The 25,919-nt window shown below is 60.3% G+C and carries 18 protein-coding genes and 1 pseudogene; 11 read left to right on the top strand and 8 right to left on the bottom strand.

Going from position 1 to position 25,919, the window contains the following annotated elements:
* Positions 1 to 17: 17 nt before the first annotated feature.
* The 7 genes from addB (at position 18) to IRT44_RS02830 (ending at position 13,269) form a co-directional block, all read left to right on the top strand.
* Positions 18 to 3,566 (top strand): helicase-exonuclease AddAB subunit AddB, encoded by a 3,549-nt coding sequence (gene addB / locus IRT44_RS02860; RefSeq protein ID WP_230077415.1) that lies wholly within the window; start codon positions 18 to 20, stop codon positions 3,564 to 3,566.
* On the top strand, positions 3,538 to 7,344 hold the full coding sequence (addA, locus tag IRT44_RS02855) for a helicase-exonuclease AddAB subunit AddA (RefSeq protein WP_230077414.1): 3,807 nt from the start codon (positions 3,538 to 3,540) through the stop codon (positions 7,342 to 7,344). The genes addB and addA overlap by 29 nt, the downstream gene beginning before the upstream one ends.
* Before the next feature lie 380 nt (positions 7,345 to 7,724).
* The gene (locus tag IRT44_RS02850) at positions 7,725 to 9,137 is read left to right on the top strand and encodes a branched-chain amino acid transporter BcaP (RefSeq protein ID WP_171566248.1); all 1,413 of its coding nucleotides are present in this window, start codon (positions 7,725 to 7,727) and stop codon (positions 9,135 to 9,137) included.
* A gap of 329 nt (positions 9,138 to 9,466) precedes the next feature.
* Complete coding sequence (locus IRT44_RS02845; RefSeq protein WP_171566247.1) at positions 9,467 to 10,657, top strand: HlyD family secretion protein; 1,191 nt, start codon at positions 9,467 to 9,469, stop codon at positions 10,655 to 10,657.
* On the top strand, positions 10,654 to 11,421 hold the full coding sequence (locus IRT44_RS02840; protein ID WP_171566246.1) for an ABC transporter ATP-binding protein: 768 nt from the start codon (positions 10,654 to 10,656) through the stop codon (positions 11,419 to 11,421). Before IRT44_RS02845 ends, IRT44_RS02840 begins: the two co-directional genes overlap by 4 nt.
* Positions 11,418 to 12,557: an ABC transporter permease gene (locus tag IRT44_RS02835; RefSeq protein ID WP_171566245.1), complete on the top strand. Its 1,140-nt coding sequence runs from the start codon at positions 11,418 to 11,420 to the stop codon at positions 12,555 to 12,557. The genes IRT44_RS02840 and IRT44_RS02835 overlap by 4 nt, the downstream gene beginning before the upstream one ends.
* Positions 12,558 to 12,600: 43 nt before the next feature.
* The gene (locus IRT44_RS02830; RefSeq protein ID WP_171566244.1) at positions 12,601 to 13,269 is read left to right on the top strand and encodes a TetR/AcrR family transcriptional regulator; all 669 of its coding nucleotides are present in this window, start codon (positions 12,601 to 12,603) and stop codon (positions 13,267 to 13,269) included.
* A gap of 70 nt (positions 13,270 to 13,339) precedes the next feature.
* Here IRT44_RS02830 and IRT44_RS02825 read toward each other — a convergent pair.
* From IRT44_RS02825 to IRT44_RS02815, 3 genes and pseudogenes are all read right to left on the bottom strand, one after another.
* Positions 13,340 to 14,775: pseudogene (locus IRT44_RS02825) on the bottom strand (sigma-54-dependent transcriptional regulator).
* Positions 14,747 to 16,057, bottom strand: coding sequence for a sensor histidine kinase (locus IRT44_RS02820; RefSeq protein WP_171566241.1), 1,311 nt, complete (start codon positions 16,055 to 16,057; stop codon positions 14,747 to 14,749). Before IRT44_RS02820 ends, IRT44_RS02825 begins: the two are co-directional and overlap by 29 nt.
* 9 nt (positions 16,058 to 16,066) lie before the next feature.
* The gene (locus tag IRT44_RS02815; RefSeq protein WP_171566239.1) at positions 16,067 to 17,215 is read right to left on the bottom strand and encodes an iron-containing alcohol dehydrogenase; all 1,149 of its coding nucleotides are present in this window, start codon (positions 17,213 to 17,215) and stop codon (positions 16,067 to 16,069) included.
* A 226-nt stretch (positions 17,216 to 17,441) separates the two neighbouring features.
* On the opposite strand from IRT44_RS02815, the gene adhP reads away from it, so the two are divergent.
* Together adhP and purU are read left to right on the top strand one after the other, a co-directional pair.
* Positions 17,442 to 18,455, top strand: coding sequence for an alcohol dehydrogenase AdhP (gene adhP, locus IRT44_RS02810; RefSeq protein WP_230077413.1), 1,014 nt, complete (start codon positions 17,442 to 17,444; stop codon positions 18,453 to 18,455).
* A 589-nt stretch (positions 18,456 to 19,044) separates the two neighbouring features.
* Complete coding sequence (gene purU / locus IRT44_RS02805) at positions 19,045 to 19,944, top strand: formyltetrahydrofolate deformylase (protein ID WP_171566235.1); 900 nt, start codon at positions 19,045 to 19,047, stop codon at positions 19,942 to 19,944.
* A 416-nt stretch (positions 19,945 to 20,360) separates the two neighbouring features.
* Here the strand turns inward: purU and IRT44_RS02800 are convergent, their stop codons facing one another.
* Positions 20,361 to 20,984 (bottom strand): LysE family translocator, encoded by a 624-nt coding sequence (locus tag IRT44_RS02800; protein ID WP_171566780.1) that lies wholly within the window; start codon positions 20,982 to 20,984, stop codon positions 20,361 to 20,363.
* Positions 20,985 to 21,133: 149 nt separating this feature from the next.
* Positions 21,134 to 22,033, bottom strand: a complete 900-nt coding sequence (locus IRT44_RS02795) for a LysR family transcriptional regulator (protein WP_171566781.1) — start codon at positions 22,031 to 22,033, stop codon at positions 21,134 to 21,136.
* A gap of 116 nt (positions 22,034 to 22,149) precedes the next feature.
* On the opposite strand from IRT44_RS02795, the gene IRT44_RS02790 reads away from it, so the two are divergent.
* Together IRT44_RS02790 and IRT44_RS02785 are read left to right on the top strand one after the other, a co-directional pair.
* Positions 22,150 to 22,782 (top strand): MFS transporter, encoded by a 633-nt coding sequence (locus IRT44_RS02790; protein ID WP_230077412.1) that lies wholly within the window; start codon positions 22,150 to 22,152, stop codon positions 22,780 to 22,782.
* A complete protein-coding gene (locus tag IRT44_RS02785; protein WP_230077411.1) occupies positions 22,668 to 23,378 on the top strand; it encodes an MFS transporter in 711 nt (236 codons plus the stop codon). The genes IRT44_RS02790 and IRT44_RS02785 overlap by 115 nt, the downstream gene beginning before the upstream one ends.
* Before the next feature lie 103 nt (positions 23,379 to 23,481).
* On the opposite strand, the gene IRT44_RS02780 is transcribed toward IRT44_RS02785, so the two are convergent.
* The 3 genes from IRT44_RS02780 to IRT44_RS02770 all read right to left on the bottom strand — a co-directional run bounded on the left by IRT44_RS02780 (position 23,482) and on the right by IRT44_RS02770 (position 25,683).
* On the bottom strand, positions 23,482 to 24,165 hold the full coding sequence (locus IRT44_RS02780) for an alpha/beta hydrolase (protein WP_230077410.1): 684 nt from the start codon (positions 24,163 to 24,165) through the stop codon (positions 23,482 to 23,484).
* A gap of 144 nt (positions 24,166 to 24,309) precedes the next feature.
* Positions 24,310 to 24,966 (bottom strand): CoA transferase subunit B, encoded by a 657-nt coding sequence (locus IRT44_RS02775; protein WP_171566784.1) that lies wholly within the window; start codon positions 24,964 to 24,966, stop codon positions 24,310 to 24,312.
* A gap of 24 nt (positions 24,967 to 24,990) precedes the next feature.
* Positions 24,991 to 25,683, bottom strand: coding sequence for a CoA transferase subunit A (locus IRT44_RS02770; protein WP_171566785.1), 693 nt, complete (start codon positions 25,681 to 25,683; stop codon positions 24,991 to 24,993).
* Positions 25,684 to 25,919 lie beyond the last annotated feature (236 nt).

Raw genomic sequence — 25,919 nt, 5'->3', positions numbered from 1 at the left:
GAAGAGGAGGGAAACGGATGGCGGTCCAATTTGTCCTGGGCCGGGCGGGAACCGGAAAGACGCGGACGATTCTGGAGCGGATCAGCCGGCGTTTGCAGGATGATCCGCTGGGCTCGCCGATCATCTTGCTGGTGCCTGAGCAGGCCAGTTTTCAGGCGGAGCAGACACTGGCCACCCTGTCCGGGCTGGGCGGCGTGATTGGCACGCAGGTTCTCAGCTTTGGCCGGTTGGCCCACCGCCTGCAGCAGGAACTGGGCGATTTGACGCTGATGCAGGTGGACGACCTGGGCAAGCACATGGTGCTGCGCCTGATGCTGGAACGGTACAAGGATCAGCTGCAGGTGTTTGGCCGTTCCGCCCTGCAGCCCGGTTTTGCGGCGCAGTTGGGACGGCTGATCAGCGAGTGCAAGTCGTACGGGGTAACCTTTGAACATACGGAAAATCTGGAGTGGGGGAGCGCTACACTCAACCAGAAGATACATGACCTGCGCCTGATCATGGGTGCGTACGAAGCCTACCTGGCTGAAGGGTACTGCGATGCCGACGACATTCTCAACCGCGTGGCGGCAAAGGTGAGCGAATCGGCCTACATCCGCCAAGCGGAGGTGTATTTTGACGGCTTCAGCGGGTTTACCAATCAGGAGCTGCGGCTGATCGAACAGATGATGATCCATGCCAAGCGGGTGACGATCGCTCTCTGTCTCGATCCGGCCGAGCGGGATGCGTCCCTGGATGAACTGGGCCTGTTTCATCCCACGCTGCGGACGTACCGGGCGCTGGAGACGATGGCGCGAGAAGCGGGTGTCGCCGTGGAGCAGCCCGTCCTGTTGACGGAACCTGTCCGCTTTGCTCACAGTCCGTGGCTCAAGCAGCTTGAAGCCCGCTACTTTGAATGGGGCGATCCGGAAGCGCCGCCCGCCCCTGCCCGTGCGGACGAAGTGGTGCTGCTCTCTGCCGCCAACCGGCGTGCCGAAGTGGAGGCGGTGGCACTGCAAATCCTCGCGCTGGCTCGGGACGAAGGATATCGTTGGCGGGACATGGCCATCCTGCTCCGGGAGATCGGGACGTATGCCGATGAGGTGGCCACCGTCTTTACCGATTACGGCATCCCCTTTTTCCTGGACAAGAAGCGGACTGTGATGCACCACCCGCTGGTGGAACTGGTCCGCTCCGCCTTGGAGGTAATCGCCGGGAAGTGGCGGTACGAGGCGGTATTTCGCTGTTTCAAGACCGACCTGATCAGTCCGGAGCCGCAAGCGGAAGAAGGGGCAGGCGCAGAAGCAGGGACGGATGCAGAAAAAGCAGGGACGGACGCAGAAGAAGCAGTGCGGCGCCAGATTGACGCATTGGAAAATTACGTGTTGGCGCACGGTGTATACGGCTCCCACTGGGCACAGGAGGCCCCCTGGCGCTTCGGCGGACCGGCGGGGGCGGACGAAGACGCCGAGGCAGACGGCCTGCGGCGCCGTTACGCTGCACCGCTGCTGCGGTTTGAGGCGGAGCTGAAGCGGGCGGAAAAGGAGAACGTGCGGGAGATGACGGCTGCCCTGTATCGCTTTCTCACCGCGTTGGACGTTCCAGAGAAGCTGGAGAGTTGGCAGCGGACGGCGGAAGAGGCTGGTGATCTGGAGGAAGCCCAGGTGCACGGCCAGGTCTGGAACGGCCTGATGAACCTGCTGGACCAGGTGGTGGAGGTGATGGGCGACGAGCAGATGGAGATCGCCATGTACGCCCGCGTCCTCGACAGCGGCCTGGAAAGCATTGAACTGGGGCTGGTGCCGCCTGCGCTGGATCAGGTGCTGGTCGGGTCGATGGAGCGATCCCGCCAGCCGGACGTCAAGGCGCTGTTTCTGCTCGGCGTCAACGAGGGCGTGATCCCGCTCAAGCCGAAGGAAGAAGGCATCCTGGACGAGGCGGAGCGGGAGCGGCTGGCCGAGCTGGGGGTGGAATTGGCGCCAAGCGCAAGACAGCGGCTGATGGCCGAACCGTTCCTGCTGTATCAGGCGATGACGCGCCCCTCCCTGCGTCTGGCGCTGAGCTGCGCCCTGGCTGACGAGGAGGGCAAGGCGCTGCTGCCGTCATCTGTCTTTTCGCGCGTGAAAGAGGTGCTTCCCGAGGCGCCTCACCGCTTTTTCCACAACGAGCCGACCGGGGAGGCGGAGGCGGACGCCTTTTTGCTCGGCAACCCGCGCCGCCTGTTTCGCCATCTGCTGACGCTTTTGCGGGGTATGAAAAAGAGCAGCGCCCTGCCTGTCTTTTGGTGGGAAGTATACGACTGGTTTATCCGCTGCTCGCCCGATGCAAAACGGGAAGGCTGGCTGCTTTCCGGCCTGCGTTACACCAACCGGGCGGCGCCGCTCGACGGTAAGACCAGCCGGGCGCTGTACGGCGAGCGGCTGAGAATGAGCGTCTCCCGCCTGGAGCGCTTCCAGTCCTGTCCGTTTTCCCACTTTTCCTCGCACGGCCTGCGCTTGGGCGAGCGGCGGCTGTACAAGCTGGAGCGGTTTGACGTGGGTGAGTTGTTCCACGCCTCGCTGAAGCGGGCCGTAGAAAAGATGAACGAAGAACACCTGGAGTGGGGACGGCTGACTGAGGCCGACAGCATGCAACTCGCCAGCGCGGTGGTGGACGAGCTGGTGCCGGCGACGCGGAGCAGCATCCTGACCCGGACGGCGCGGTACCGCTTCCTCTCCGGCAAACTGAAGCGTGCCGTGGGCCGGGCGATCTACGTGCTGGGAGAACACGCCAAGCGCAGCCGGTTTGCTCCGGTGGGACTGGAGGTGGCGTTCGGGCCGGGCGGTGACCTGCCGGGACTGGCGCTGAAGCTGGCAAACGGGGCGGAAATGCTGCTCGTCGGACGCATCGACCGCGTGGACCAGTCACTGGATGACGAAGTGCCGTATCTGCGCGTGATCGACTACAAGTCCGGCCCCAAGCAGCTCCAGCTCTCCGACGTGTGGAACGGGCTCAATCTGCAGCTGCTGGTCTACCTGGACGTCGTGGTGTCCAACGCGGAGGCCTGGCTGGGGAAAAAGGCGGAACCGGCGGGGGTCTTTTACTACCAGGTGGCTGATCCGTTCGTCACTGCCAAGCGGCTGCTGACGCCCGACGAGGCTGCCCGGGAGCGGGCAAAAAAGCTGCGCATGAAGGGGCTGATGCTGGCCGACCCGGAACTTGCACGGATGATGGATGCTTACGTGGAGCAGGGGCCGTCGGAACTGCTGCCGTTTGAACTGAAAAAGGACGGCACCCTCTCGGCGCGTTCATCCGTTGCCACGCCGGAGCAGTTCCAGGCGCTGCAGCAGTACGTGCGGGAGACGGTGGAAGCGATTGGGCAGCGCATGATCGACGGCGAGATCCAGATCGCCCCGTATGTACAGGGGACCGTGTCCGCCTGCCAGTTTTGCGCGTACAAACCGGTCTGCCAGTTTGACGCGGAATCCGCCGGGGAAATGCGCCAACTCCCCAAATGGAACAACAAACAGGTGTGGAGCATGCTGGCCGGCCCACAGCAAACGGGTAAAGGAGGAAACGACGATGTCACAGCAGCAAGTGGCCAAGCCTGAGCAGTGGACGGAAGAGCAGTGGCGGGCGATTACGCGGCGCGGCCGCAACCTGCTGGTGGCGGCGGCAGCCGGTTCCGGGAAGACGTCGGTCCTGGTGGAACGGATCATCCGGCGAATCATGGATGAAAGCGATCCGGTCGGGGTGGACCAACTGCTGGTGGTCACCTTTACCAATGCGGCCGCCGCAGAGATGCGGCACCGCATCGGCGATGCCCTGCGCAAGGCGCTGAAGACACAGCCCCACTCCGCCCATCTGCGGCGGCAGTTGGCGCTGCTGCAGCGGGCGACGATCACCACGCTTCACTCCTTCTGTCTGTCGCTCCTGCGCCAGTATTACTACCTGGTGGAACTGGACCCGGATTTTCGCATTGCCGACCAGATGGAAGCCGAACTGCTGCGCCAGGACGTGCTGGACGAGCAGATGGAGGAGTGGTACGAACGAGATGCAGAGTTTCAGGCGTTGGCCGACCTGATCCTTGACGGCCAGGATGACACGCCGCTGGCAGCGCTTATCGTCAGGCTGCATGAGTTTTCCCGCAGCCATCCCGAGCCCGAGCGCTGGCTGGACGAGGCGGCGGGAATGTTTGAAGCGGCTGATCCCGGCGGGTTGGACAGTTTGGCCTGGACCAAAAGCGTCCTCCAGTCGCTGGCGTTGGAGCTTAGGGCGTTGGAAGGAAAAATTCGGCGGGCAGCTGTCCTCGCCGCGTCCCCGGACGGCCCCCAGGCCTACATGCCGCTCCTGGAGGCCGAGGCGGATGCACTGGCCCGGGCTGCTGCCGCCTGCCGTCAGGGATGGGAAGCGGCGGAGTCGGCAGTGCGTGCCGTATCGTTTGGAAGGCTGCCTTCGGTGAAGGAGGCGGCCCCCGAGGTCAAAGAACAGGTGCAGGACCTGCGCAACGAGGTGAAAAAGACGCTGGGCGAGCTTACGGAACAGTATTTTGCCATGTCAGCAGCGCAATATCTGGAAGATTTGCGCCAGCTCGCTCCGCACATGCGGACGCTCGCTCGGCTCGTCTGCGAGTTTGAAGCGGCATTTCAGCGGGAAAAGCGGGCCCGCTCGCTGGTCGATTTCAGCGACCTGGAGCATCTCGCGCTGCAGGTGCTGACGGAGCGGACGGAGGACGGCCAGACAATTCCTTCCGCCGTCTCCCGCCAACTGCGCGACCAGTTTGTCGAGGTGTTGGTGGACGAGTACCAGGATATCAATCTGGTGCAGGAGACGATTCTGCGGATGGTCTCCCGCGACGCCGAGACACACGGGGCGGCCAACCGATTTATGGTAGGCGACGTGAAGCAGAGCATTTACCGCTTCCGGCTGGCGGAGCCGAAGCTGTTTCTCGACAAGTACCTGACGTATGCGACGGAAGAGGACGAATCCGGATCAATCGGCGAATGTCCCGGCGAACGAATCGACCTGGCGGCCAACTTCCGCAGCCGGCGGGAGGTGGTGGACGCGGTCAACTTCCTGTTCCGGCAGATCATGTCGCCGGGAGTGGGAGAGATCGACTACGACCGTTCCGCCGAACTCATCTGCCGGGCCGCCTACCCGGAATCTGAACCGGAGCGGTTGCGGCCGGAGGTTCATCTGATCGATCGGGCCGCCCCCGAAGAGTCAGAGGATCAGGCTGAGGCCGAGGAGACCGGTCTGCCCCCTGCGGGAGAGGCGGCAGAAGAGGCCAGCACGGCCCAGTTGGAAGCAAGGCTGATTGCCAGGCGGATTCGCCGCTGGATGGAGCCGGGCGAGGGAGAGGCACCGCTGTTGGTCTACGATAAAAAAGAGGGCGGGCTGCGTCCTCTGGCCTACCGGGACATCGTGATCCTGCTGCGGGCTGTCTCCGGCTGGGGCGAGGCGATGATGGAAGAGCTGCGGGCCGCCGGCATTCCCGTCTACGCGGAGCAGAGCGAGGGGTACTTTGACGCGACCGAGGTGGAAGTGATGCTCTCGCTGCTGCGCGTGATCGACAACCCGCTGCAGGATATTCCGCTTGCCGCCGTGCTCCGCTCTCCGCTCGTCGGTCTGCGCGAAGAGCAGCTGGCTCACATCCGCATCAGCTATCCGGCGGGGCCGTTTTATCAGGCGGTGCACCGCTATGTGGAAGAACAGCCGGCTACATGCGAGTGGGAAGAAAAACTGCACCGCTTTTTCCGCAGCCTGAAGCGGTGGCGGACCCAGGCGCGGCGGGAACCGCTGGCCGAACTGATCGCCGCGCTCTACAGGGAGACCGGCTATCTGGACTACGTCGCCGCCCTGGAAAACGGACAGCAGCGGCAGGCCAACCTGCGCGCGCTGTACGACCGCGCCCGGCAGTACGAAGCGGGCTCGTATCGGGGACTGTTCCGCTTTCTTCGCTTTGTCGACAGACTGCGGGAGGCGGGCAGCGACATGGGCGAAGCCCGAACGATCGGGGAGAGCGAAGACGTCGTGAGGATCATGACGATTCACAAGAGCAAGGGGCTGGAGTTTCCCGTTGTCTTTGTCGCCGGGATGGGCAAAATGTTTAACACCATGGATGTAAAAAGTTCGTTTCTCCTGCACAAGGATCTCGGATTTGGACCGATGGCGGTGGAGCCGCAACTGCAGGTCCGCTATCCCAGTCTGGCGGCACTGGGCATCCGGCAGCAGATGCGGCGGGAGATGCTGGCCGAAGAGATGCGGGTGCTGTACGTCGCCCTGACGCGGGCGCGGGAAAAGCTGGTGCTGGTGGGCACGGCCAAGGATCTGGGGAAAAGCGTAACCGCCTGGGGACGACAGGGGGATGGCGAACGGCTGCATGACGAAGACTTGATTCAGGCCAAGGGCTACCTGGATTGGGTGGGCCGCGCGCTGCTCAGACATCCTCAGGCTGCGCCGCTCAGGGACTACCCGCGTGAACGCGGCGGTGAGCCGGTGTCGGTCCGCACGGTGCCGGACGATTCCAGCTGGTCGTTTCATTTTTATCTGGCGGATCGGCTGCAGGCGGAGTCGGACGCTCAGGCGGAGGGACATTCTGTCTGGGAGCGGCTGACCCGACGCGAACCGATTCCCGAGCGTCCGGCCGACGACACGCTGCGCACGCTGATCGAACGCCGACTGGGCTGGAGCGATCCCCATTCGTCCGCATCCCGGTTGGCCGCCAAGTGGACGGTCAGCGAACTGAAGCAGCGAGCCAAAACGGGCAGTGGTTTTCCCTATCTGCTGCCGTCGATTGCGGAGAAACCGCGCTTTCTCGCCGAAGACGCACGCCATCGCCTGACCAGCGCCGAACTGGGGACGCTAACTCACCTGGTCCTGCAGCAGCTTGACCTGCGCCGACCACTTGATGAGCCGGACATCCGGCAGCAGATCGATTCGCTGGTGCTGCGCCGCTTTTTGACCGAGGAGCAGGCGGAGGCAGTAAACGCACGCGACCTTGCCCGCTTTTTTGCTTCTCCGTTGGGAACGCGAATGAAACAGGCAGCCAAGGTCTATCGTGAACTGCCTTTTACGATGGCGCTGCCTGCCAATGAGGTAGATCCGGAGATCGGGGACGACGAGCACGTCATCGTCCAAGGCGTGATCGACTGTCTGCTGGAGGAGGAGAACGGCAGACTGGTCCTGATCGATTTCAAGACGGACCGGATCGCGGCAGAGCCGTCGCCTGCGGTTATCGCCGAGATGAAACGGCGGTACGAAGCGCAAATCCGTCTCTACGTCCGCGCCGTAGAACAGATTCTCAAGACGCGCAAGGTAGCGGAGAGTTATCTGTATCTGCTGGCGGGCGGGGTTGAGGTGCTTGTCGAACCCGACAGCCGACATTAAGCCGACATTAAGCCGACATCAATAGAATCACCATCCGGTTTCCAATAGGAAGCCGGATGTATTTTTTTACCTAGAAACCATTACCTGTATATGTGCAAAGCATTGTCGGCACGCTACAAATAGGGATCCCGGAACGTTTCTCCAGAAAGACGCATCTTGCAACGGCCTGATTCGGAAGGGACTAACTGTCTGTCGGCGGCCGTTTTTGTTTATAGCAAAAAAATCTTTTAACGATAACAAAAATATAATTCTGATTTTAATATTGTTCTGATAAATATGACAATGTATAATGAGAGGCGTTTCCGGTGCGGACACCGGTTTTTAGGCGGCAGGCACATCTTATGTAAATGAGAACACAATCATCGGGGGTTATACGGAAAATGGACATTAGTCAATTCTTACGCAAAAAATCGATCTCCCAGATGCTGGAGCAGACGGAAAGCAAGCACGGCTCGCTGCGCAAAACACTGGGAGCATTTGATCTCACCATGCTGGGCATCGGGGCCATTATCGGCACCGGGGTCTTTGTACTGACAGGTGTGGCCGCCGCGAAATACGCTGGTCCCGCGTTGGTGCTTTCCTTTGTCCTGGCGGGGCTGGCCTGTGTGTTTGCCGCGCTTTGTTACGCTGAGTTTGCCTCTACCGTACCCGTTTCCGGAAGCGCATACACGTACAGCTATGCCGCTTTTGGCGAACTGGTCGCGTGGATTCTCGGTTGGGATTTGATCCTGGAGTACGGCGTAGCGTCCGCCGCCGTCGCGAGCGGTTGGTCCGGATACGCACAGGGGCTGTTGGCCGGATTCGACATATATCTGCCCACTGCACTGACCAGCGCGTACGACCCGGCCAAGGGGACGATCATCGACCTGCCCGCCGTCCTGATCACCGGCGTTATCACCGCCCTGCTCATGATGGGCACACGCGAATCAGCGAGATTTAACAACCTGATGGTGTTTATCAAAGTGGCCGTCATCCTGCTGTTTTTGGTTGTGGGGGTCGGCTACGTGAAGCCGGACAATTGGTCGCCCTTCATGCCGTTCGGCTTCGCGGGAGTGGCCACGGGAGCGGCGACGGTCTTCTTTGCCTTCATCGGCTTTGACGCCGTCTCGACCGCAGCAGAGGAAGTGCGGAATCCTCAACGCAACATGCCGATTGGCATCATCGCCTCCCTGCTGATCTGTACGTTTCTGTACATTGCGGTCTCACTTGTGCTGACCGGGATCGTGCCGTTCGATCAGCTGAACGTGAAAAACCCGGTTGCCTTTGCGATGCAGTTTGTGCAGCAGGATTGGGTGGCCGGATTCATCTCCTTGGGCGCGATCACGGGCATTACCACTGTGCTGCTGGTGATGATGTACGGGCAAACCCGGCTGTTTTTTGCGATGAGCCGCGACGGACTGCTGCCTGGTGTCTTTTCCCGCGTCAATGAAAAGCGGCAGGTTCCCCGTCAAAGCACGATGATCGTGGGCGCCCTCGTCGCCCTGTTCAGCGGTCTTTTGCCGCTGCACAAGCTGGCCGAACTGACCAACATCGGTACGCTGTTTGCCTTTATCGTCGTCTCTGCAGGTGTGATGGTGCTGCGCAAGACCAATCCCGGCCTGCGGCGAGCGTTCCGCGTGCCGATGGTGCCGCTGGTGCCCATCCTGGCGATTCTGTTTTGCGGATATTTGATTTACAGTCTGCCTTCCAGCACCAAGATCGGATTTTTGCTCTGGCTGGTTGTCGGAGCCGTCGTCTACCTGGCGTACGGCAGACGTCACAGCAAGCTGGCCCGAGATACAAGCGAGGGGTAATACGGGAACAAACGGAGACGAGCAGGCATGCTGAAGCGGGCAGCCTGCTCGTTTTCTTGCGCGTTCGGGGGTGGCAATCGTGGGGACGGGCGGACCGCCCCGGCATGCTGGCAAATATTTGCCGCCGGCCAGGGTTTTTTTTACAAGCGTCTTTACATGGAGGCGGGAGCATACATATAATGTACATAACACAAAAGTGAGTAATCACTCACTATAATCATCATCACTGGTATCGTCAAAATGGACTACGCTTGCATCAGGCACCAGAAAGTTTTTTTGACAGCAAAATGAGTGAGTGCTCACATCGACAAATTGGTCGAGGTGGTCTTATGTATCGTCGTTTTCTGTTGTTCTGTCTGGCCGGCTCGCTCGCGGCGCTGCCGGGGTGCACATGGTTTCAGCCGCGCGAATGGCCGCTCTCCGGCACGATTGAAGCGGTGGAACTGCCTGTTGTCGCCGAAGTGGGGGGACTGCTGACGGCCGTCAAGGTGGACGACGGCGCCGTCGTGAAAAAGGGACAGGTGCTGGCGGAGATCGACAAGCGCAGCTATCAGGCGAGCGTGCGCGAAGCGGAGGCGGTGCTGGCCCAGGCCCAGGCACGGCTGGAAGAAGCCCAGGCGGGCAGCCGCGACTCGACCATCCGCCGAGGTATCGCCGCCGTAGACCAGGCGGACGCCGCCATCCGGCTGGCAGAGGCGCGTCAAAAACAGGCAGAAGCCGGGCTGAACCGGGCCAAAGAACTGGTGGACCAGGTCGCCTCGCAGCTGGAAGGGGCAAAGCAGACGCTCGCCTACCAGGAGAACCGCTTGCGGGAAGCGGCCCGGTTGTACGAGCGGGGAGCGATTGCGAAACAGGAGTACGAAGCGAAGCAGGAGGCGGTCAATCAGGCCCGGACACAGGTAAACCAGTTGGCCGCTCAACTGGAGGCGGCCCGCTCCCAGTACGCTGCCGCCCGGGAAGACGTCGCCGCCGCTGTCGCCCAGACCGGCACGGCGCAGGCGCAGCGGGCGGGTGCGCAGGCCGAGCTTGACCAATTGAAAGAGGGGAGCACCGATTACGCGATTCGCGCCCTGCTGGCGGCCAGGGATCAGGCCCAGGCGCGTCTGGAGCAGGCCCGGCTGCAGTTGGAGAAGGCGGTGATCACCGCGCCGGAGGACGGTGTCGTGCTGCGTTCCTCCGTGACCCAAGGGGAAGTGGCAAAACCGGGAGCGACGCTGTTTACGATGAGGAAGGGCGATCATCTGGAGCTGAAGGTGTACATCCCGGAAGCGGAGCTGGGCCGCGTGCGTCCGGGCGAGACGGTGGGCATACAGGTGGACGCGTATCCGGGCGAGACGTTTCGCGGCGTGATCAGCGCAGTCGCCGACAAGGCGGAGTTTACCCCGAAAAACGTGCAGACCCCGGATGAGCGGACCAAGCTGGTGTTTGCCGTGACGATCCGCATCAGCGAAGGGCTCGACAAGCTGAAACCGGGCATGCCCGCCGATGTGCTGCTGCCCGGCAAGGAGGACGCGCAATGAACTACGCCATCCAATGCGAGCAGTTGACCAAGCGCTTTCAGGATCGCGTCGCCGTCAACAGCCTGACGCTGTCCGTTCCCACCGGCTCCATCTACGGCTTTCTCGGCCCCAACGGCTCGGGCAAATCGACCACGATCCGGATGCTCTGCGGCCTGATAAACCCCACGTCCGGACGGGGAACGGTGCTCGGCTATGACGTGATGACGCAGAGCGAGGAGATCAAGCAGCGCATCGGCTACATGTCGCAAAAGTTCAGCCTGTACGAAGATCTCACGGTGGAGGAGAACCTCGACTTCTACGCCGGAGTGTACCGTCTGGGCAGAGAGGAGCGCAGGCGGCGCAAAGCAGAGCTGATTGAAATGGCCGGGCTGACCGGGCGGGAGCGGCAGTTGGCCGGCTCCCTCTCCGGAGGCTGGAAGCAGCGGCTGGCCCTGTCCTGCGCCCTGCTGCACCAGCCGGAGCTGCTGATTCTGGACGAACCGACCGCGGGCGTCGATCCGGTCTCCCGCCGCATCTTCTGGGAGGTGATCCACGACCTGGCGAAGCAGGGGATGACCGTGCTGGTCACCACCCACTACATGGACGAAGCGCAGACCTGCGACTGGATCGGCTTCATTTTCTTCGGCAACCTGCTGGCCCAGGGAACCCCGCAGGAGCTGATCGAGCGGATGGGCGCAAACAACCTGGAGGACGTCTTTGTCACCCTGGTCAAGGAGGAGGAAGCCCGGCAGGCAGCCGCGGGCAGAGGGGAGGAACGCAGATGAAGCGGTTTTCCTGGGCGCGGTACTGGTCGGTGGTGAAAAAGGAAGTGATCCAGATCAGGCGGGATCGGCCCAGCCTTGCCATCGCGCTGGCGATGCCGCTGATGATGCTGTTTTTGTTCGGCTACGCCGTCAATACGGACGTCAACGACATCAAGACGGTCGTGTGGGATCAAAGCGCCTCGCCCTACAGCCGGGAACTGGCGGCCAACCTGGAAAACACGCGGGTGTTTCAGGTGGTCGCCCACGTCGGCGGGTATGCGCAGATCGAAGCGATGCTGGACGACGGCAGCGCGGACGTGGCCTTGGTCATCCCGCCCGACTACGCCCGCAAGCGCGACCGCGGCGAACCGGCAGCGGTGCAGATGCTGATCGACGGCTCCGATCCCAACATCGCCCGGACTGCCTTGTCCAACGCGCAGCTGATCGTGCAGAACCGGGCCGTCACCCTGGTGCAGGAGCGGATGGAAAAAGAGGGGATGGGCCGCTTCGAACCAAGCATCGAACTGGACGCGCGCGTGCTGTTCAATCCCAACATGGAGAGCATCGTGTTCAACATTCCCGGCCTGATCGGCCTGATCATGCAGAACGTGACGATGATCCTGACCGCATTTTCGCTGGTGCGGGAAAAAGAGCGGGGAACGATGGAGCAGCTGATCGTCACCCCGATCCGGCCGCTGGAGCTTTTGCTCGGCAAAATCACGCCCTACGTCTGCATCGGCTTCTTCTCGTTTTGCCTCGTCCTGCTCTTGGGAAGCTGGTGGTTCGGCGTTCCGGTGAAAGGCAGCGTGCCGCTTCTGATCGCCTTGTCGGTGCTGTTTTTGGTCACCACGCTGACGCTCGGCATTTTCATCTCCACGGTGTCCCGTACCCAACTGCAGGCGATGCAGATCGCGTTTGCCTTCATTTTGCCCAGCGTGCTGCTGTCCGGGTTCATGTTCCCGCGCGAAACGATGCCGCTCGTGATACAATGGTTAGGCGGGATTGTCCCCTTGACTTATTTTTTGGAAATTCTCAGGGGTATCTTTTTAAAAGGGGTAGACCTGTCCGCCCTGTGGCAGGACACGTTGGGAATGGCAGTGTTTTTCCTGCTGATCCTGACGGTCGCCATGCTGCGGTTCCGCAAGAAGATCGAGTGACACGGCGCATGTGAAGCTCGGATGGAGGAGCGTTTGCAAGGATATGAGCCGATCGTTTGAAGAAAGCCTGATGCAGTTTGTCGAGGAATTGAAAGACGAGAGCGAAATGACGGAGAAGCAGCGCCGCATCCTGCAGGCGTCGCTCAAGCTGTTTGCCGCCAAAGGGTTTCATGCCAGCTCGACAGCTGAAATCGCCAAAGAGGCGGGAGTGGCGGAGGGCACCATCTTCCGCCACTACAAGTCCAAAAAAGACCTGTTGCTGGCCCTGGTGGCCCCTGTGCTGGTCAAGTTTGCCGCCCCGTTCATTTTGAAGGACGTGCGCGTCATTTTTCAGGAGCAGGCGAAAAAGCCGCTGGCCGAGGTGCTCACCGAGCTGTACCGGAACCGGCTGGAATTGATTGGGGCCAATGAAAAGCACGTCCGGATTCTCCTGCAGGAGGCGTTTTTCCACGAGGAAATCCGCGAAGCGATGCTATCGACGGTCTTTCAGGAGATGAAGCGGCTGGCGGCGAAACTGATCGAGGAGCGCAAGGAAGCAGGCGAACTGCGCCCACTGCCGACGGAGGCGGTGTTTCGCATGATGCTCTCTTCGCTGCTTGGGATGATCCTGTTCAAGCACGTGACGGAGCCGGAGGAATACGCCAAGCGCTCCGAAGAGGAACAGATCGCCCTCACCGTGGACATGCTCCTGTACGGTATCGCCAACCGCTAGACGGTTCGCCACGCGGGAAGACGACTCCAGGAAAAAGGCCGCACGTTGCGGGAGGCGGTGAAGCGCAGCGCTAGTCTTTTTCGTTCAGGATGTAGCGCAGCGTTCGTTTGGAGATGCCCAGCTTTTTGCTTAACAGCTCCCGGTCTCCGCTGGTTTCGGCCAGCCCTTTGGCAATCACCTGGCGGCCTATCTCCGTCTCCAGCCTCCTGATTCTGCCCAGCAGTTGGACAAAGTCAATCTCGTCCACCGAACCGATTTGCCCGATGACATTCTGTACAAACCGGACCGCTTCCTGTTCGATCGCATGGTGAACAGCAGGCGGTCCGGCTGTTTTGTCCCGGGGGGTGCCCGCACCGCTCACGATCGGCTGCGGCAGGTGTTCCGGCTTCAAGACGGCGCAGTCGTGGATGGCGACCGCCTGGTTGACCACGTTGATGAGCTGGCGGACGTTGCCCGGCCATTCATAGTGCTGCAGCAGCGTCATCGCTTCCGGATCGACCCGGCAGGCGCCGCCAAACTTCTTTTCCAGGAAGGCGTGCACAATGGCCGGGATGTCGTTTGGCCTCTCGCGCAAGGGGGAATGGTCAGCTTTACTCCTTCCAGGCGGTACAGCAGGTCGGCGCGAAACCGGGACGATTCCGCCTCCTGTTCCAGATTCCGGTTGGTGGCAGCGATAAACCGGACGTTGCACTTCAGCGTCTGCTCGCCGCCCACCCGCATGTACTCGCCTGTCTCGATGACCCGCAGCAGCTTCACCTGGATGAGCGGGGGGGCTTCTCCGATCTCGTCGAGAAACAGCGTCCCGTTATTGGCCAGTTCGAAGATGCCTTTGCGCTCTTTGACCGCACCGGTGAACGCTCCCTTTTCATGGCCGAACAGTTCACTTTCCAGCAGGGACTCCGGGATTGCGCCGCAGTTGATCCCGACGAAGGGATGCTGCGAACGGGCGCTGACTCCGTGCAGAAAGCGGGCCATCAGTTCCTTGCCGGTGCCCGTTTCGCCTTCGATCAGCACGTTGATCGCCTTTTTGGCCAGCTTGTCCGCGACGGACAGGACTTTTGCCATCGGGCTGCCGGCCGTGTAGATGATGCCGAAGCGGGCAGCCGTCTCGGCCAGTTCATCGGAGAGGCCGCCGGGCTTGTCCCAGACGGAGAAGATCACCTGTTCCAGACTGTCCAGATCGTCAAACGGCTTTTCCAGATAGTCTCGCGCTCCCGATTGGATGGCGGTCACCGCCGACTTGATCGTGCTGTAGCCGGTCATGATGATGACCTCGCAGGCGGGCTGTCGCGCCTTGATGGCGGAGAGCAGCTCCAGTCCGTTGGCATCGGGCAGCTTCAAATCAATCAGCGCCAGGTGAAACGGGAAATCGCCGGCCAAAAGCTGCCGGACCGCTTTTCCCGAGTGGGCGACCGTCACGTCGCACTGCTTGGCTTTGAGAAAATAAGAGAAAAAGGACGTAACCTCCACTTCGTCGTCAACGACTAGCACCTGTTTCGGATTCATCAGCACTCTCCTCATCTGTGTAAATGGGCAGCAAGAGCGTAAACGTACTGTACTCCCCTCGCACGCTCTCGGCGGTCAGCGTTCCGCCGTGCGACTCGGCAATCCCCAGACTGACGGACAGACCCAGTCCGGTTCCCTTTGTTTGTTCCTTGGTCGTAAAGAAAGGATGGAAGATCTGCGGCAAATGCTCTGCGTCAATGCCTGCGCCGTTGTCGCGAACGGACATGCCGACGTAGACGCCGTCGTCCGTTTCCTGGCGAAAGGTTGTGATGACAATCTCGGGGCTGGATGCGCCGTGCAGCGCGTCGCGGGCGTTCAACAGCAAATTGATGATGATCTGCTCGATCTGGTGCCGGCTTCCCCAGACAGCCAGCGGCTCGTCCGCCAGCCGCTTCGTGATGCAAATGCCGGACACGGTAAGCTGGTAGCCGATCAGGCCGAGCACGACTTCGACCAGGTCGTTGATGAACAGACGCTCAAACTGGTACTCCTCCTGCCGGGAAAAGGTCAGCAGGTTTTGAATGATCTTCTTGCAGCGGACGCTGCACTGAAACACGTCCTGCAGCATTTGCCGCTGCGGCTCGGTGTGCGTCTCCCTCAGCAGTAGCTGGACGTTCCCCAAAATGGCGGTAAGCGGACTGTTCAGTTCGTGCGCCACTCCGGCGGCCATTTCGCCGATGGCGGCCAGCTTGGCTGATTGGATCAGCCGGGCTTCGATCTGCACTTTCTCACTGACGTCTTTAAACAGGAGGATGTTTTCCACGGACACCCCGACGTGTTCGGCAATTTGCTGAAAGAGGAGGAGATGCTCTCCGTCGTCTTGCGGCTGTTGCTGATGAAGCAGGGTGATAAAGCCAAACGGTTTGTTCAGCCGGCTTTGCAGCGCGACGGAGGTGAAGCGGCAGCCGGGGTGTTCGGTCTGAAACAGGCGGTCCAGCGCGCTCGTGGAGACGGACTCTCCCCGTTTCAATGATTGGGTCAGGGTGCGAACCCGCCAATCCGCCCCGTTTCGCTTTGCAACATAGGCGGAGAGGGACGTTCCCTCCACCAGCGTGAGCGCGAACAGGTCAAACGGGATCAGCCGGGACAACTGCTCCGCCAGATAGGCGCTGACTTCGCTCCAGTCCGCATCAATCTTGATTTTCGTCAAGCAGTTGATGACTTCCAGCTGACGGTTCTTTTTCTTCATTTCGTCCACGACAAGGTTCAGTTCGCGGTAGTAGCTTTTGCGCGAGGATTGGATGCCGGTCAATTTCTCCAGGATTTCTTGTTTGTGATGCATGGCGTCCTCCTACAATGCATTGCAAAACAGCATGTGCACGTCTTCTTCCGTCATGTCGCGGGGGTTGGTGGCCATACAGACGTCGCGGACGGCGTTGCGGCTCAACACCGGGATGTGCTCCGGCTGCAGCCCCAGCGTGGACAGGTGGTCGGGGATGCCGAGATCGCTCGCCAGTTCCTTGACCGCTTTCATCGCCAGGCGGGAAGCGTCGGACAGGCTTAATCCGGAGACGTTTTCGCCCAGGGCTTCCGCCATCTTTTTGTACTTTTCCGGGGCGGCTAGGAAGTTGTACTCCAGCACGTAGGGCAGCAGCACGGCGTTGACCTCCCCGTGCGGCAGGTCCAGCAGCCCGCCCAACTGGTGGGACATCGCGTGGACGGCTCCCAGGATCGCGTTGGAAAAGGCAAGCCCCGCCTGCAGACTGGCCATCGCCATGCCCTGCTTTGCCTCGGCATTGTACCGGCTGGCTGCCGACGGGCGCAGGTGCTGGGCGATCAGCCGCATCGCCTGCAGCGAGAGGACTTCCGTCAGCGGCGTGGCGGCCAGCGAGACGTACGACTCGATCGCGTGCGTCAGCGCGTCCATTCCCGTGTTGGCCGTCAGCTGCTTGTCCTTGGTCATCAGTGTCTGCGGGTCGATGATGGCGATGTCGGGGATCAGTGATTTGGAGATGATCGTCATCTTGACCTTGCGCTTGGAATCTACGATGATCGAAAATTGCGACACTTCCGAGCCGGAACCGGCCGTCGTCGGCACCATGACCATGGGCGGCAGGGGACGCGTGATTTTGTCTACACCTTCGTATTCAAGGATGCTGCCGCCGTTCGACGCGAGCAGGGCAATCGCCTTGGCTGCGTCCATGGCGCTTCCGCCGCCGATGCCGACAATCGCGTTGCACCCGTGGCGAAGGTATTCGGCTACGCCGGCGTGCACCTCTTCGTCTTTCGGGTTGGAGGTGAGGTTCGTCCAGAGGTGCCACTCCAGTCTGCTCTGCTTCAGGTAACGGATCGCCTGCTCTGCCCATCCGGCGTTTACCACGCCCGGGTCGCTGACGAGAAACACGTTTTTTGCCCCCAGCCGAATCAGACTTTCGCCGACTTGGCTGATCGACTGGTTGCCAAAGATAATTTCCGGCGTCATGAATTTGGAGATTTGCATGGGAACACCTCCTGTCAGGTTCTATTGTAAACAGGGGCGGCTCGCTTCCCAAGGACAAAATTACGGCCCGCGGGCCGATTTTTTGGCAGATGGCCGAAAAATTGTCCCGACAGCATTGTAATAGGTTGAATTATCCTAATATTTGTTCATTTTTTGAGCTTGGTATGCTTTTTGCTGAAATGGAGCGGTACAAGCACGTAATTCATGTTTCAAAGGAGGAGAACAGATGAAAGCAGCAGTTGTCAATCACTTTCGCGAAAAGCTGGAGGTAAAGGATGTGCCGATCCCCGAGATCGGGTTTGGCGAGGTGCTGGTTCGGATCAAGGCGTGCGGGGTCTGCCACACCGACTTGCATGCGGCGCACGGAGACTGGCCGGTCAAACCGAAGCTGCCGCTGATCCCCGGACACGAAGGCGTCGGGGTCGTGGAGAAGGTAGGCGAAGGGGTAACCTCGTTGAAGCCGGGAGACCGCGTCGGGATTCCCTGGCTGTATTCTGCGTGCGGTGAGTGCGAGTACTGTCTGACGGGATGGGAGACGTTGTGCAAGAAACAGCTGAACGGCGGGTACTCCGTTGACGGCGGTTATGCGGAATACTGCAAGGCGCCTGCCGCGTATGTGGCTCGCATCCCTAACGGCCTGAGCGACGTGGAGGCCGCCCCAATTCTGTGCGCCGGCGTGACGACGTACAAGGCGCTGAAAGTGGCCGACATCAAGCCGGGGGAATGGGTGGCCATCTACGGCATCGGCGGATTGGGCCATCTGGCGCTCCAGTATGCCAAAGCGATGGGGTACAACGTGGCGGCAGTCGACATCAACGATGAAAAGCTGACCTTGGCCAAAGAACTGGGGGCCGACCTGACAGTCAACGGGGCCAAGACAGATCCGGTCGCGGAGATTACCGAAAAAATCGGCGGGGCGCACGCCGCGATCAGCGTTGCTGTCACGCGCAAGGCGTTTGAACAGGCGTACCGTTCGGTGCGGCGCGGCGGATCGCTGGTCGTGGTCGGACTGCCCAACGACGAGCTGCCTGTCCCGATTTTTGACACCGTGCTGAACGGCGTTTCTGTGAAAGGTTCTATTGTCGGGACCCGCAAGGACATGCAGGAGGCGCTAGACTTCGCTGCGCGCGGTAAAGTAAAGGCGATCATTGAGACGCAGCCGCTGGAAAAGATCAACGAAGTATTTGAACGGATGGAAAAGGGACAGATCAACGGCCGTGTCGTGCTGACCCTGGAATAATCAGCTCGTCTCGGGCAAAAAGGCACCGCGCGCCGGAGCTCTATAAGCATTGCAGCACCGCTTTCTGAAAGCGGTTCCAGACTGAAGACAAACGGTTCCTTGAGTAAACGCCCACAAGAAATGATTTCCAGACCGAAAGGCCTGCCTATTCATCAACCGAAGCGAAAAGACAATGTGCATCGCATGGCGGGATGGGCCAAGCGAGCTCCTTTGACGACCGACTCAGCGGAAAAACGAAGACGCGGGAATCAACAGGGGACACAAGTCTCACTTCATCGAAACACCCAGATGTTTGTCCCCTGCCCGCGTCTCGTTTTGGAGCGGACTTCATCCGCTTCTGTGCTGGGCGTCAAACGAGCGAGCGGGCCCGCTCTCCCATGCGCCGCGGACTTTGTCTACACGCTGAGCACCGCTTTCTGAAATCGGTTCATACCCGGATTGGGGAAACACAGATTGATCGGGCAAATAAACTTGATTGCATGGCTGTCCTCCTCTGACGAAAAGATAGGGATGGAAACGACAAAAATGGATGATATGATGATATCATGACTAGATCATCCTGACGTTCATTATTGGAGGAGAGAGATCCATGCTTCGTTTGTCAGAGAGAGAATGGCAGGCGTACCGGCAGAAAAACAAGGACCGGGCGCGCATGCTGATTTCATGTCCGGACCGGGCCGGGATTGTGGCGGCCGTGTCCACCTTCCTGTTTGAACAGGGGGCCAACATCGTTCAGTCCGACCAGTACACGACCGATCCGGAAACGGGCCGCTTTTTCATGCGGATTGAATTTGACGTGGTCAATCTGGAGGAGCGCTGCGAGGCGATCAAGCAGGCGTTCCGGCCGGTGGCGGAGAGCTACGGCATGGATTGGTCGCTGGTGGAGGCGAAGAAGCGGAAGCGCATGGCCATCTTCGTCTCCAAAGAGGACCACTGCCTGTTGGAGCTGTTGTGGCTCTGGAAGTCGGGCGCTCTGCACGCCGACATCGAGGTCGTGGTGAGCAACCACCCCGACATGCGGGAGACCGTGGAGTCGTTCGGGATTCCGTACCGCCATATCCCGGTGACGAAGGAGCGCAAGGCGGAGGCGGAAGAGGAGCAGTTGGCCGCGCTGGGCAGCGGCGTGGACGTAATCGTCCTGGCCCGCTACATGCAGATTCTGTCGCCCCGCTTTTTGCAGGAGTATCCGATGCGGATTATCAACATCCACCACTCGTTCCTGCCTGCCTTCATCGGGGCCAAGCCGTACGAGCAGGCTTACCGCCGCGGCGTCAAACTGATCGGCGCCACCGCCCACTACGTCACCGAGGAGCTGGACGCCGGCCCGATTATCGAGCAGGATGTGCTGCGGGTGACGCACGAGCAGGACGTGGAGGCGCTAAAACAGTTGGGCCGCCAGGTGGAGCGGACCGTGCTGGCGCGCGCTGTCGGCTGGCATCTGGAGGACCGGGTGCTGGTCTACGGCAACAAGACAATCGTGTTTCCGTAAAAGTGGAGCCCTTCCTAAATGGAAGGGCTCTCAGACTGAAGACAAACTGTATTTTTATCATTGAGGTTCCGTAAAGAAACGATTTTCTATCGTTACCAGGCCGAAAGGCCTGCACATTAATCAACCGAAGGTGGAGAAAAATACATGGTATGGAGTGATGGGCCAAGCGAGCTCCTTTGACGACCTGCCCAGCGGAAAAACAAAAGACGCGGGGAAAACAGGGGGCACAAGTCTCACTTCCTCTAAATACCCAGATGTTTGCCCCCTGCCCGCGTCGCGTTTTGAAGTGGACACTGCCACCTGCTTTGCTGGTCGTCAAGAGAGCGAGCGGGCCCTATCACCCATGCGCCACGGACTTTGTATACACGCTGAGAGCCCTTCCTAAATGGAAGGGCTCTTTGCCGTTGAGGGATCATTTACGGGCGCTTTTCCAGGGCCAGCGTGACGCCGAACGCCACCAGCGCAAGGCCGGTGATTCCTTGGATGGCCCGCTGTGTGGACGCTTTTTTCATCCAGGCGCGCAGCCGGTCAATGAACCGGACGTACAGGAAAAACCATGCGACCGTAAGCAGTGTGTAAGTCAAACCCAAGGCGAGGAATTGCAGAAACGCGTAGCTGCCGGGCGTTACAAACTGCGGAAGGAATGTCAGGAAGAAGACAGCCACTTTCGGATTGAGCACATTGGTCAAAAATCCCTGCAGAAAGGGGGATTTGTTCTGATGCTTGGCATCTGGCTGCTCAACAGCCGCGGTTTTCTGATTCCGAAGCGACCACAACGACGTAATTCCCAGGTAGAGAAGGTAGACGGCCCCGACGTACTTGATGATGGAAAAGAGAAACGCGGACTTCACCAGGATCGCCGATATGCCGCAGACAACGGCCAGCGTGTGGATCAGCAGTCCGGACGTGCTGCCCAGAACCGTTTTCATCCCGCCTGAACGGCCGTGGAAAACAGTGTTTTGCGTCACCACGCCGGTATCGGGGCCAGGCAGAATGATCAGCAGGATCGACATAAGCACGAACAACGCATAATGTTCCATTGGAATCCCCCCAGTTTAAGCAGACATGTTGCGGCGACCAATCATTTTGCATTGTATCCATTGTAACAATAACAACGAATCAATCAACTCTTTTTAATAATCAATCAATTCTTTTTTTGATTGGGACGACGGCGACTCGCCTCTCATCCTCACGTCTGCATGCAGGGCGGCAGGATCATCTCCAGAAACCGGGCGGCCGCAGGGCGCAGGGCATCATCCTCCTCGCGGGTGCAGATGTAGATCGGCCGTTTGATCGTCACACCGTCGACCAGCACTCGCCCCACTTCGCCTCGTTCCACCAGTTCACGGACGGACGGTTCCGGTGCCAGCATCGAGCCGTACCCCGCCCTGACGGACTGGATGGATTCGAACAGGCCGTGGTATTCAAGGCCCGCTTTCGGCGGAGCGACGCCGTGCTCGCGGCAGAGGGAAAACAGCCTCTCCCGCGTGGAACTGCCCTTTTCCCGCAGCAAAAACGGCTCCCGCATCAGCGCTGCCAATGAAACCGTCCGGCCGGCAAACGGATGACCGGCGGGGACGATAAACCAAAAGGCCACATCCGTAATGTGCCGACGCCGGATGGGCAGGTGTTCGTCCCACGACTCGTTGGTGACCACGGCCAGGTCCGCCTGACAGCGGAGCAGACGTTCCAGCGACTGCTTCGAGTTTCCGGCGCGGATTTCCACGTCCGCCTGCGGGTGCTGCTGTTTGTAGGCGGCCAGCCATTTGGGCAGGAGGTAATGGGAGGGGAGAAAAGTGGACGCCACCCGCAGCTTTCCCCGCTTGCCCTGTTTGATCTCCTCCAATTGGGACTCGATCTCCCGTTCCCAGTCAAAAATCCGCCGGGCTTTCTCATACAAAAAACGTCCTTCGGGAGTGAGCGCAATGCCTCGTCCCTGCGGCGTGAGCAGCTTGATGTCGAGATCCCGTTCCAGTTTGCGGATGTGCGCGGTCACGGCCGGCTGGCTGATGGAGAGCGCATCGGCCGCGCCGGTCACGCTGCCCCGTGCCGCCACTTCCACGAAGATGCGCAGCGCGTGAAGGTTCATGATTTTCCTCCATTCATAAGGATTGCTTATGAGTCGGGTGCCAATATGTATTGGATTTTTGCCAGTCTCCTTTGTAGTGTAAAGCATATAGATTTGTTCCGGCAAAGGAGATTGCGATGGAAGGCAAACACGGCAAGACACAGGTTATGGCACTGGCTCTCGTGACAGCGATGTGCGTGCTCGGTGATTCCGTGCTGTACGTGGCGCTTCCGCTCTATTGGCGGGAGGCGGGACTGGACGCGCTCTGGCAGGTAGGTGTGCTGCTCTCGGTCAACCGGCTGGTGCGGGTGCCGCTGGGGCCGTTGATCGGCAAATGGTATGAGCGGACAGGCGGCCGGTCGGGGTTGGCGATCGCCGTGTTCCTGGCGTTCGTGACGACAGCCTCGTACGGGTTTCAGGGATTTTGGCTGTGGCTTTTGATGCGCTGTCTCTGGGGAGCGGCCTGGACCTTCTTGCGGTTGGGTGCCTATTCGTTGATCGTCAGCGTCTCCGACGACGGGAATCGCGGCCATTTCATGGGGCTGTACAACGGACTGTTCCGGCTGGGCAGCCTGGTCGGCATGCTGGCCGGCCCGCTGCTGGTCGCCTGGGTGGGCTTGCGGACGACGTCCTTTTTGCTGGCGGGGTGTCGCTGGTGGCGTTTGTCCTCGTTTTTGCCTTCATCCCCGCATCCTTTACCGGACAGAGCGGCGATGCGTCCGCCGCAGCGGTGCGGCCGCAGCTTTGCTGGACGGGGAGTGTCGCGCTGACCATGGCCTCGGGAATGTTTGTCGCCATGTGCTACCAAGGCATACTGGTTTCCACACTGAGCCGCTTGATCGATCTTCGGCAGCCGTTTGCGGTGATCGGCGGGATGGTGGTGGGCTCGGCCGTCGTCGCCGGCGTGGTGCAGGGAGCCCGCTGGGTCTGGGAACCGTGGGCGGCGCCGTGGTTCGGCAGGTGGTCGGACCGCTGCGGACGGCGGCGGATGCTGGTCGGGGCGGTGCTGGCGGCTGCGGTGTTGTTCGGCCTCACAGCAGTGCCGCTGCCCTTTGCGCTCTGGTTGGGCGTGCTTTTGGGGATACAGCTTACCGGCACGGTGCTCACTACCGTGATGGACACGCTGGCGGCAGACGAAGCGTCCCGGCAGGCCAACGGCGCGCAGCTGCTGACGTGTTACTCGGTGGTGACCGATCTCGGCGCCGCCGCTGGACCGCTGCTCGCGTTTTGGGCAGACGGCTGGTTCGGCCTGAACGGACTGTACGCAGGAACTGCCGCCTTCCTGCTGGCGATGGCGGCCGCCTGGTCCGGGCGGGCGGGGCAGGCGCATGCGGCCGGAGAGAACAAGCCGGAGAAAACAAGATAGTGGATTGAATCGCCAACCGATTGGACGGCCATTTGCCATTTCTCGTACGTTCCGCTTCTTCCGGTTTCGCACAGGGCTTGCTCGGATTCACCGTCCGCGCTGTTTACTTACGCCGAGCCGTGTTCCCGAATTGCGTCCAGGATGCGGGCGATCGCGTCGTCGCGGTCCGGACTGTGCAGCAGCATGTGGCCGGAGTTGTCGTACCAATAGATGCGGGCGCCTGCCTCGGGGCAACGCTATTGGCCAGATGCTCCGCGCTGGATGGCCGCACGGTATCGTCCCGTCTCGACTGCAGCAGCACGTACGGGACGCGGATGTCGGGCAAGAGCGGCTTTGTCTCTTTCAGCAAGCGGCGAAATTGCAGCATGCTGCGCAGCGGAATGTTAACCAGGCCGTTGATGTAGCGGCGGGAATGGGTGGAGAAATCGTCGCGCAGATTGCGCAGGGCCTGCCGCACCTCCCAGTAATGGTACGGGGAATTGATCGTAACCAACAGGCGGACGGGATGACGGTGGGCGACGTGAATGGCGAGCAGGCCGCCCATGGAAAAGCCGATGACAACAATCGGGTCGGCACGCATGGCCAGCCGTTTGTACGCTTCATCGGCGGAGCGCAGCCAGTCGTGCCGGGTGCTTTTGGCCAGCTGCCGTCGGCCCAAGCCGTGTCCTTCCAGGGTGGGGCACTCCACATGGTAGCCCGCTTCACGCAGTGTCTTCGCCAGCGGCATCACATCCCGGATATCGCCGGCAAAACCGTGCAGGACGAGGCAGCCAAGCGTATTGGACATGGTGAATCTCCTCTCGGTCAAGATTGTTTACTCCTTGTATTATAAACGGTTTCCCGGGCGGGAAGCGATTCAGCACCAAACAAAAAACCGGCTCCGTCCTTTGAGAAGGGACGAGGCCGGTTTGTTTTCACACGGGTGTTTTCTTCATGGCGTGATTGTTTTCAAGTCGGGGGAGACGATGAGTTTTGGCTGCGTGCACGCCTGAATGTCTTCCGGCGTGTAGCCTTCCGCCACCTCTTTCAGCACCAGGCCGTCCGGGGTGACGTCCAGCACGGCGCGGTCGGTGATGATCCGGTTCACCACCCGTTTGCCGGTCAGCGGCAGGGCGCATTCGTTCAAAATTTTCGGATCACCGTGTTTGTTGACGTGCTCCATGATGACGACGATCCGCTTTGCACCGTGGACCAGGTCCATCGCGCCGCCCATGCCCTTGACCATTTTGCCGGGGATCATCCAGTTGGCCAGGTCGCCTGCGGCAGAGACTTCCATCGCGCCGAGGATGGCCAGGTCAATGTGGCCGCCGCGGATCATCGCAAACGACTCCGCGCTGGAAAAGTAGGCGGCGCCGGGTATGGCGGTGACCGTCTCCTTGCCGGCGTTAATCAGGTCGGGGTCGATTTCGTCTTCCGTCGGATAGGGACCGATGCCGAGCAGGCCGTTCTCCGACTGGAGCACGACTGTTTTGCCCTCCGGAATGTAGTTGGCGACGAGGGTGGGCATGCCGATCCCCAGGTTCACATAAAAGCCGTCCTCGATTTCCTGGGCGGCGCGCATCGCAATCTGTTCACGCGTAAGAGCCATCACTGCATCCTCCTTTTGCTGGAATTACTGCCGCACCGTGCGTCGTTCGATCCGTTTTTCAAACGACGGAGCCTGGATCAAACGCTGCACGTAGATGCTGGGGGTGTGAATCTGATCGGGGTCCAGCTCACCTGTCTCGACGATTTCTTCCACTTCGACGATGGTGATTCTCCCGGCGGCGGCCATCATCGGATTGAAGTTGCGGGCCGTCTTGCGGTAGACGAGGTTGCCCATCTTATCCGCCTTCCATGCCTTGATCAGGGCGAAGTCGCCGGTGATGGCGTGTTCCAGCAGGTACTCCTTGCCGTTGAACACGCGGGTTTCCCTTCCCTCGGCGATCGGGGTGCCGACGCCGGCAGGTGTGTAGAATGCGGGAATGCCGGCCCCGCCGGCCCGGAGACGTTCAGCCAGCGTTCCCTGCGGCGTCAGTTCCACTTCCAGTTCTCCTGAGAGGAACTGCCGCTCAAACTCCTTGTTTTCCCCCACGTAGGACGAGATCATTTTCTTAATCTGCTTTTCCTTGAGCAGAAGACCAAGCCCCCAGTCGTCGACGCCGCAGTTGTTGGAGACGACGGTGAGGTCCTTCACGCCCTTGTCGCGAAGTGCGATGATCAGGTTCTCCGGGATGCCCACCAGACCGAAACCGCCGACCAGCAAGGTGGCACCGTCGTGGATGTCTTGCACGATTTCCGCATAGGACGAGTAGATCTTTGCCATGAAGCTCACTCCCACCATTCGAAATATTGAGAAAAAGCGACGCGTGAAAGCGCTGACAAAATCGGGCTACCTCCATCTTACCAGAAGTGGCGATCGGCTGAAAAGAAGGGGGGAATTCCGCCTGTTTGCCCAAGAGGACAAGGCGCGGTGGCAGACGTAAAGTAAAGAATCGTAAAAATCGACAGAAAAGTGGCGCAAGTAGAATCCTTTCGGTAAAATTATTTTGTACTAATTGT

This window comes from Brevibacillus sedimenti (assembly GCF_020923495.1).
GTDB lineage: Bacteria > Bacillota > Bacilli > Brevibacillales > Brevibacillaceae > Brevibacillus > Brevibacillus aydinogluensis.
The sequence above is the reverse complement of the archived record's forward strand: the minus strand, read 5'-3'. Positions and strand labels throughout refer to the sequence as shown.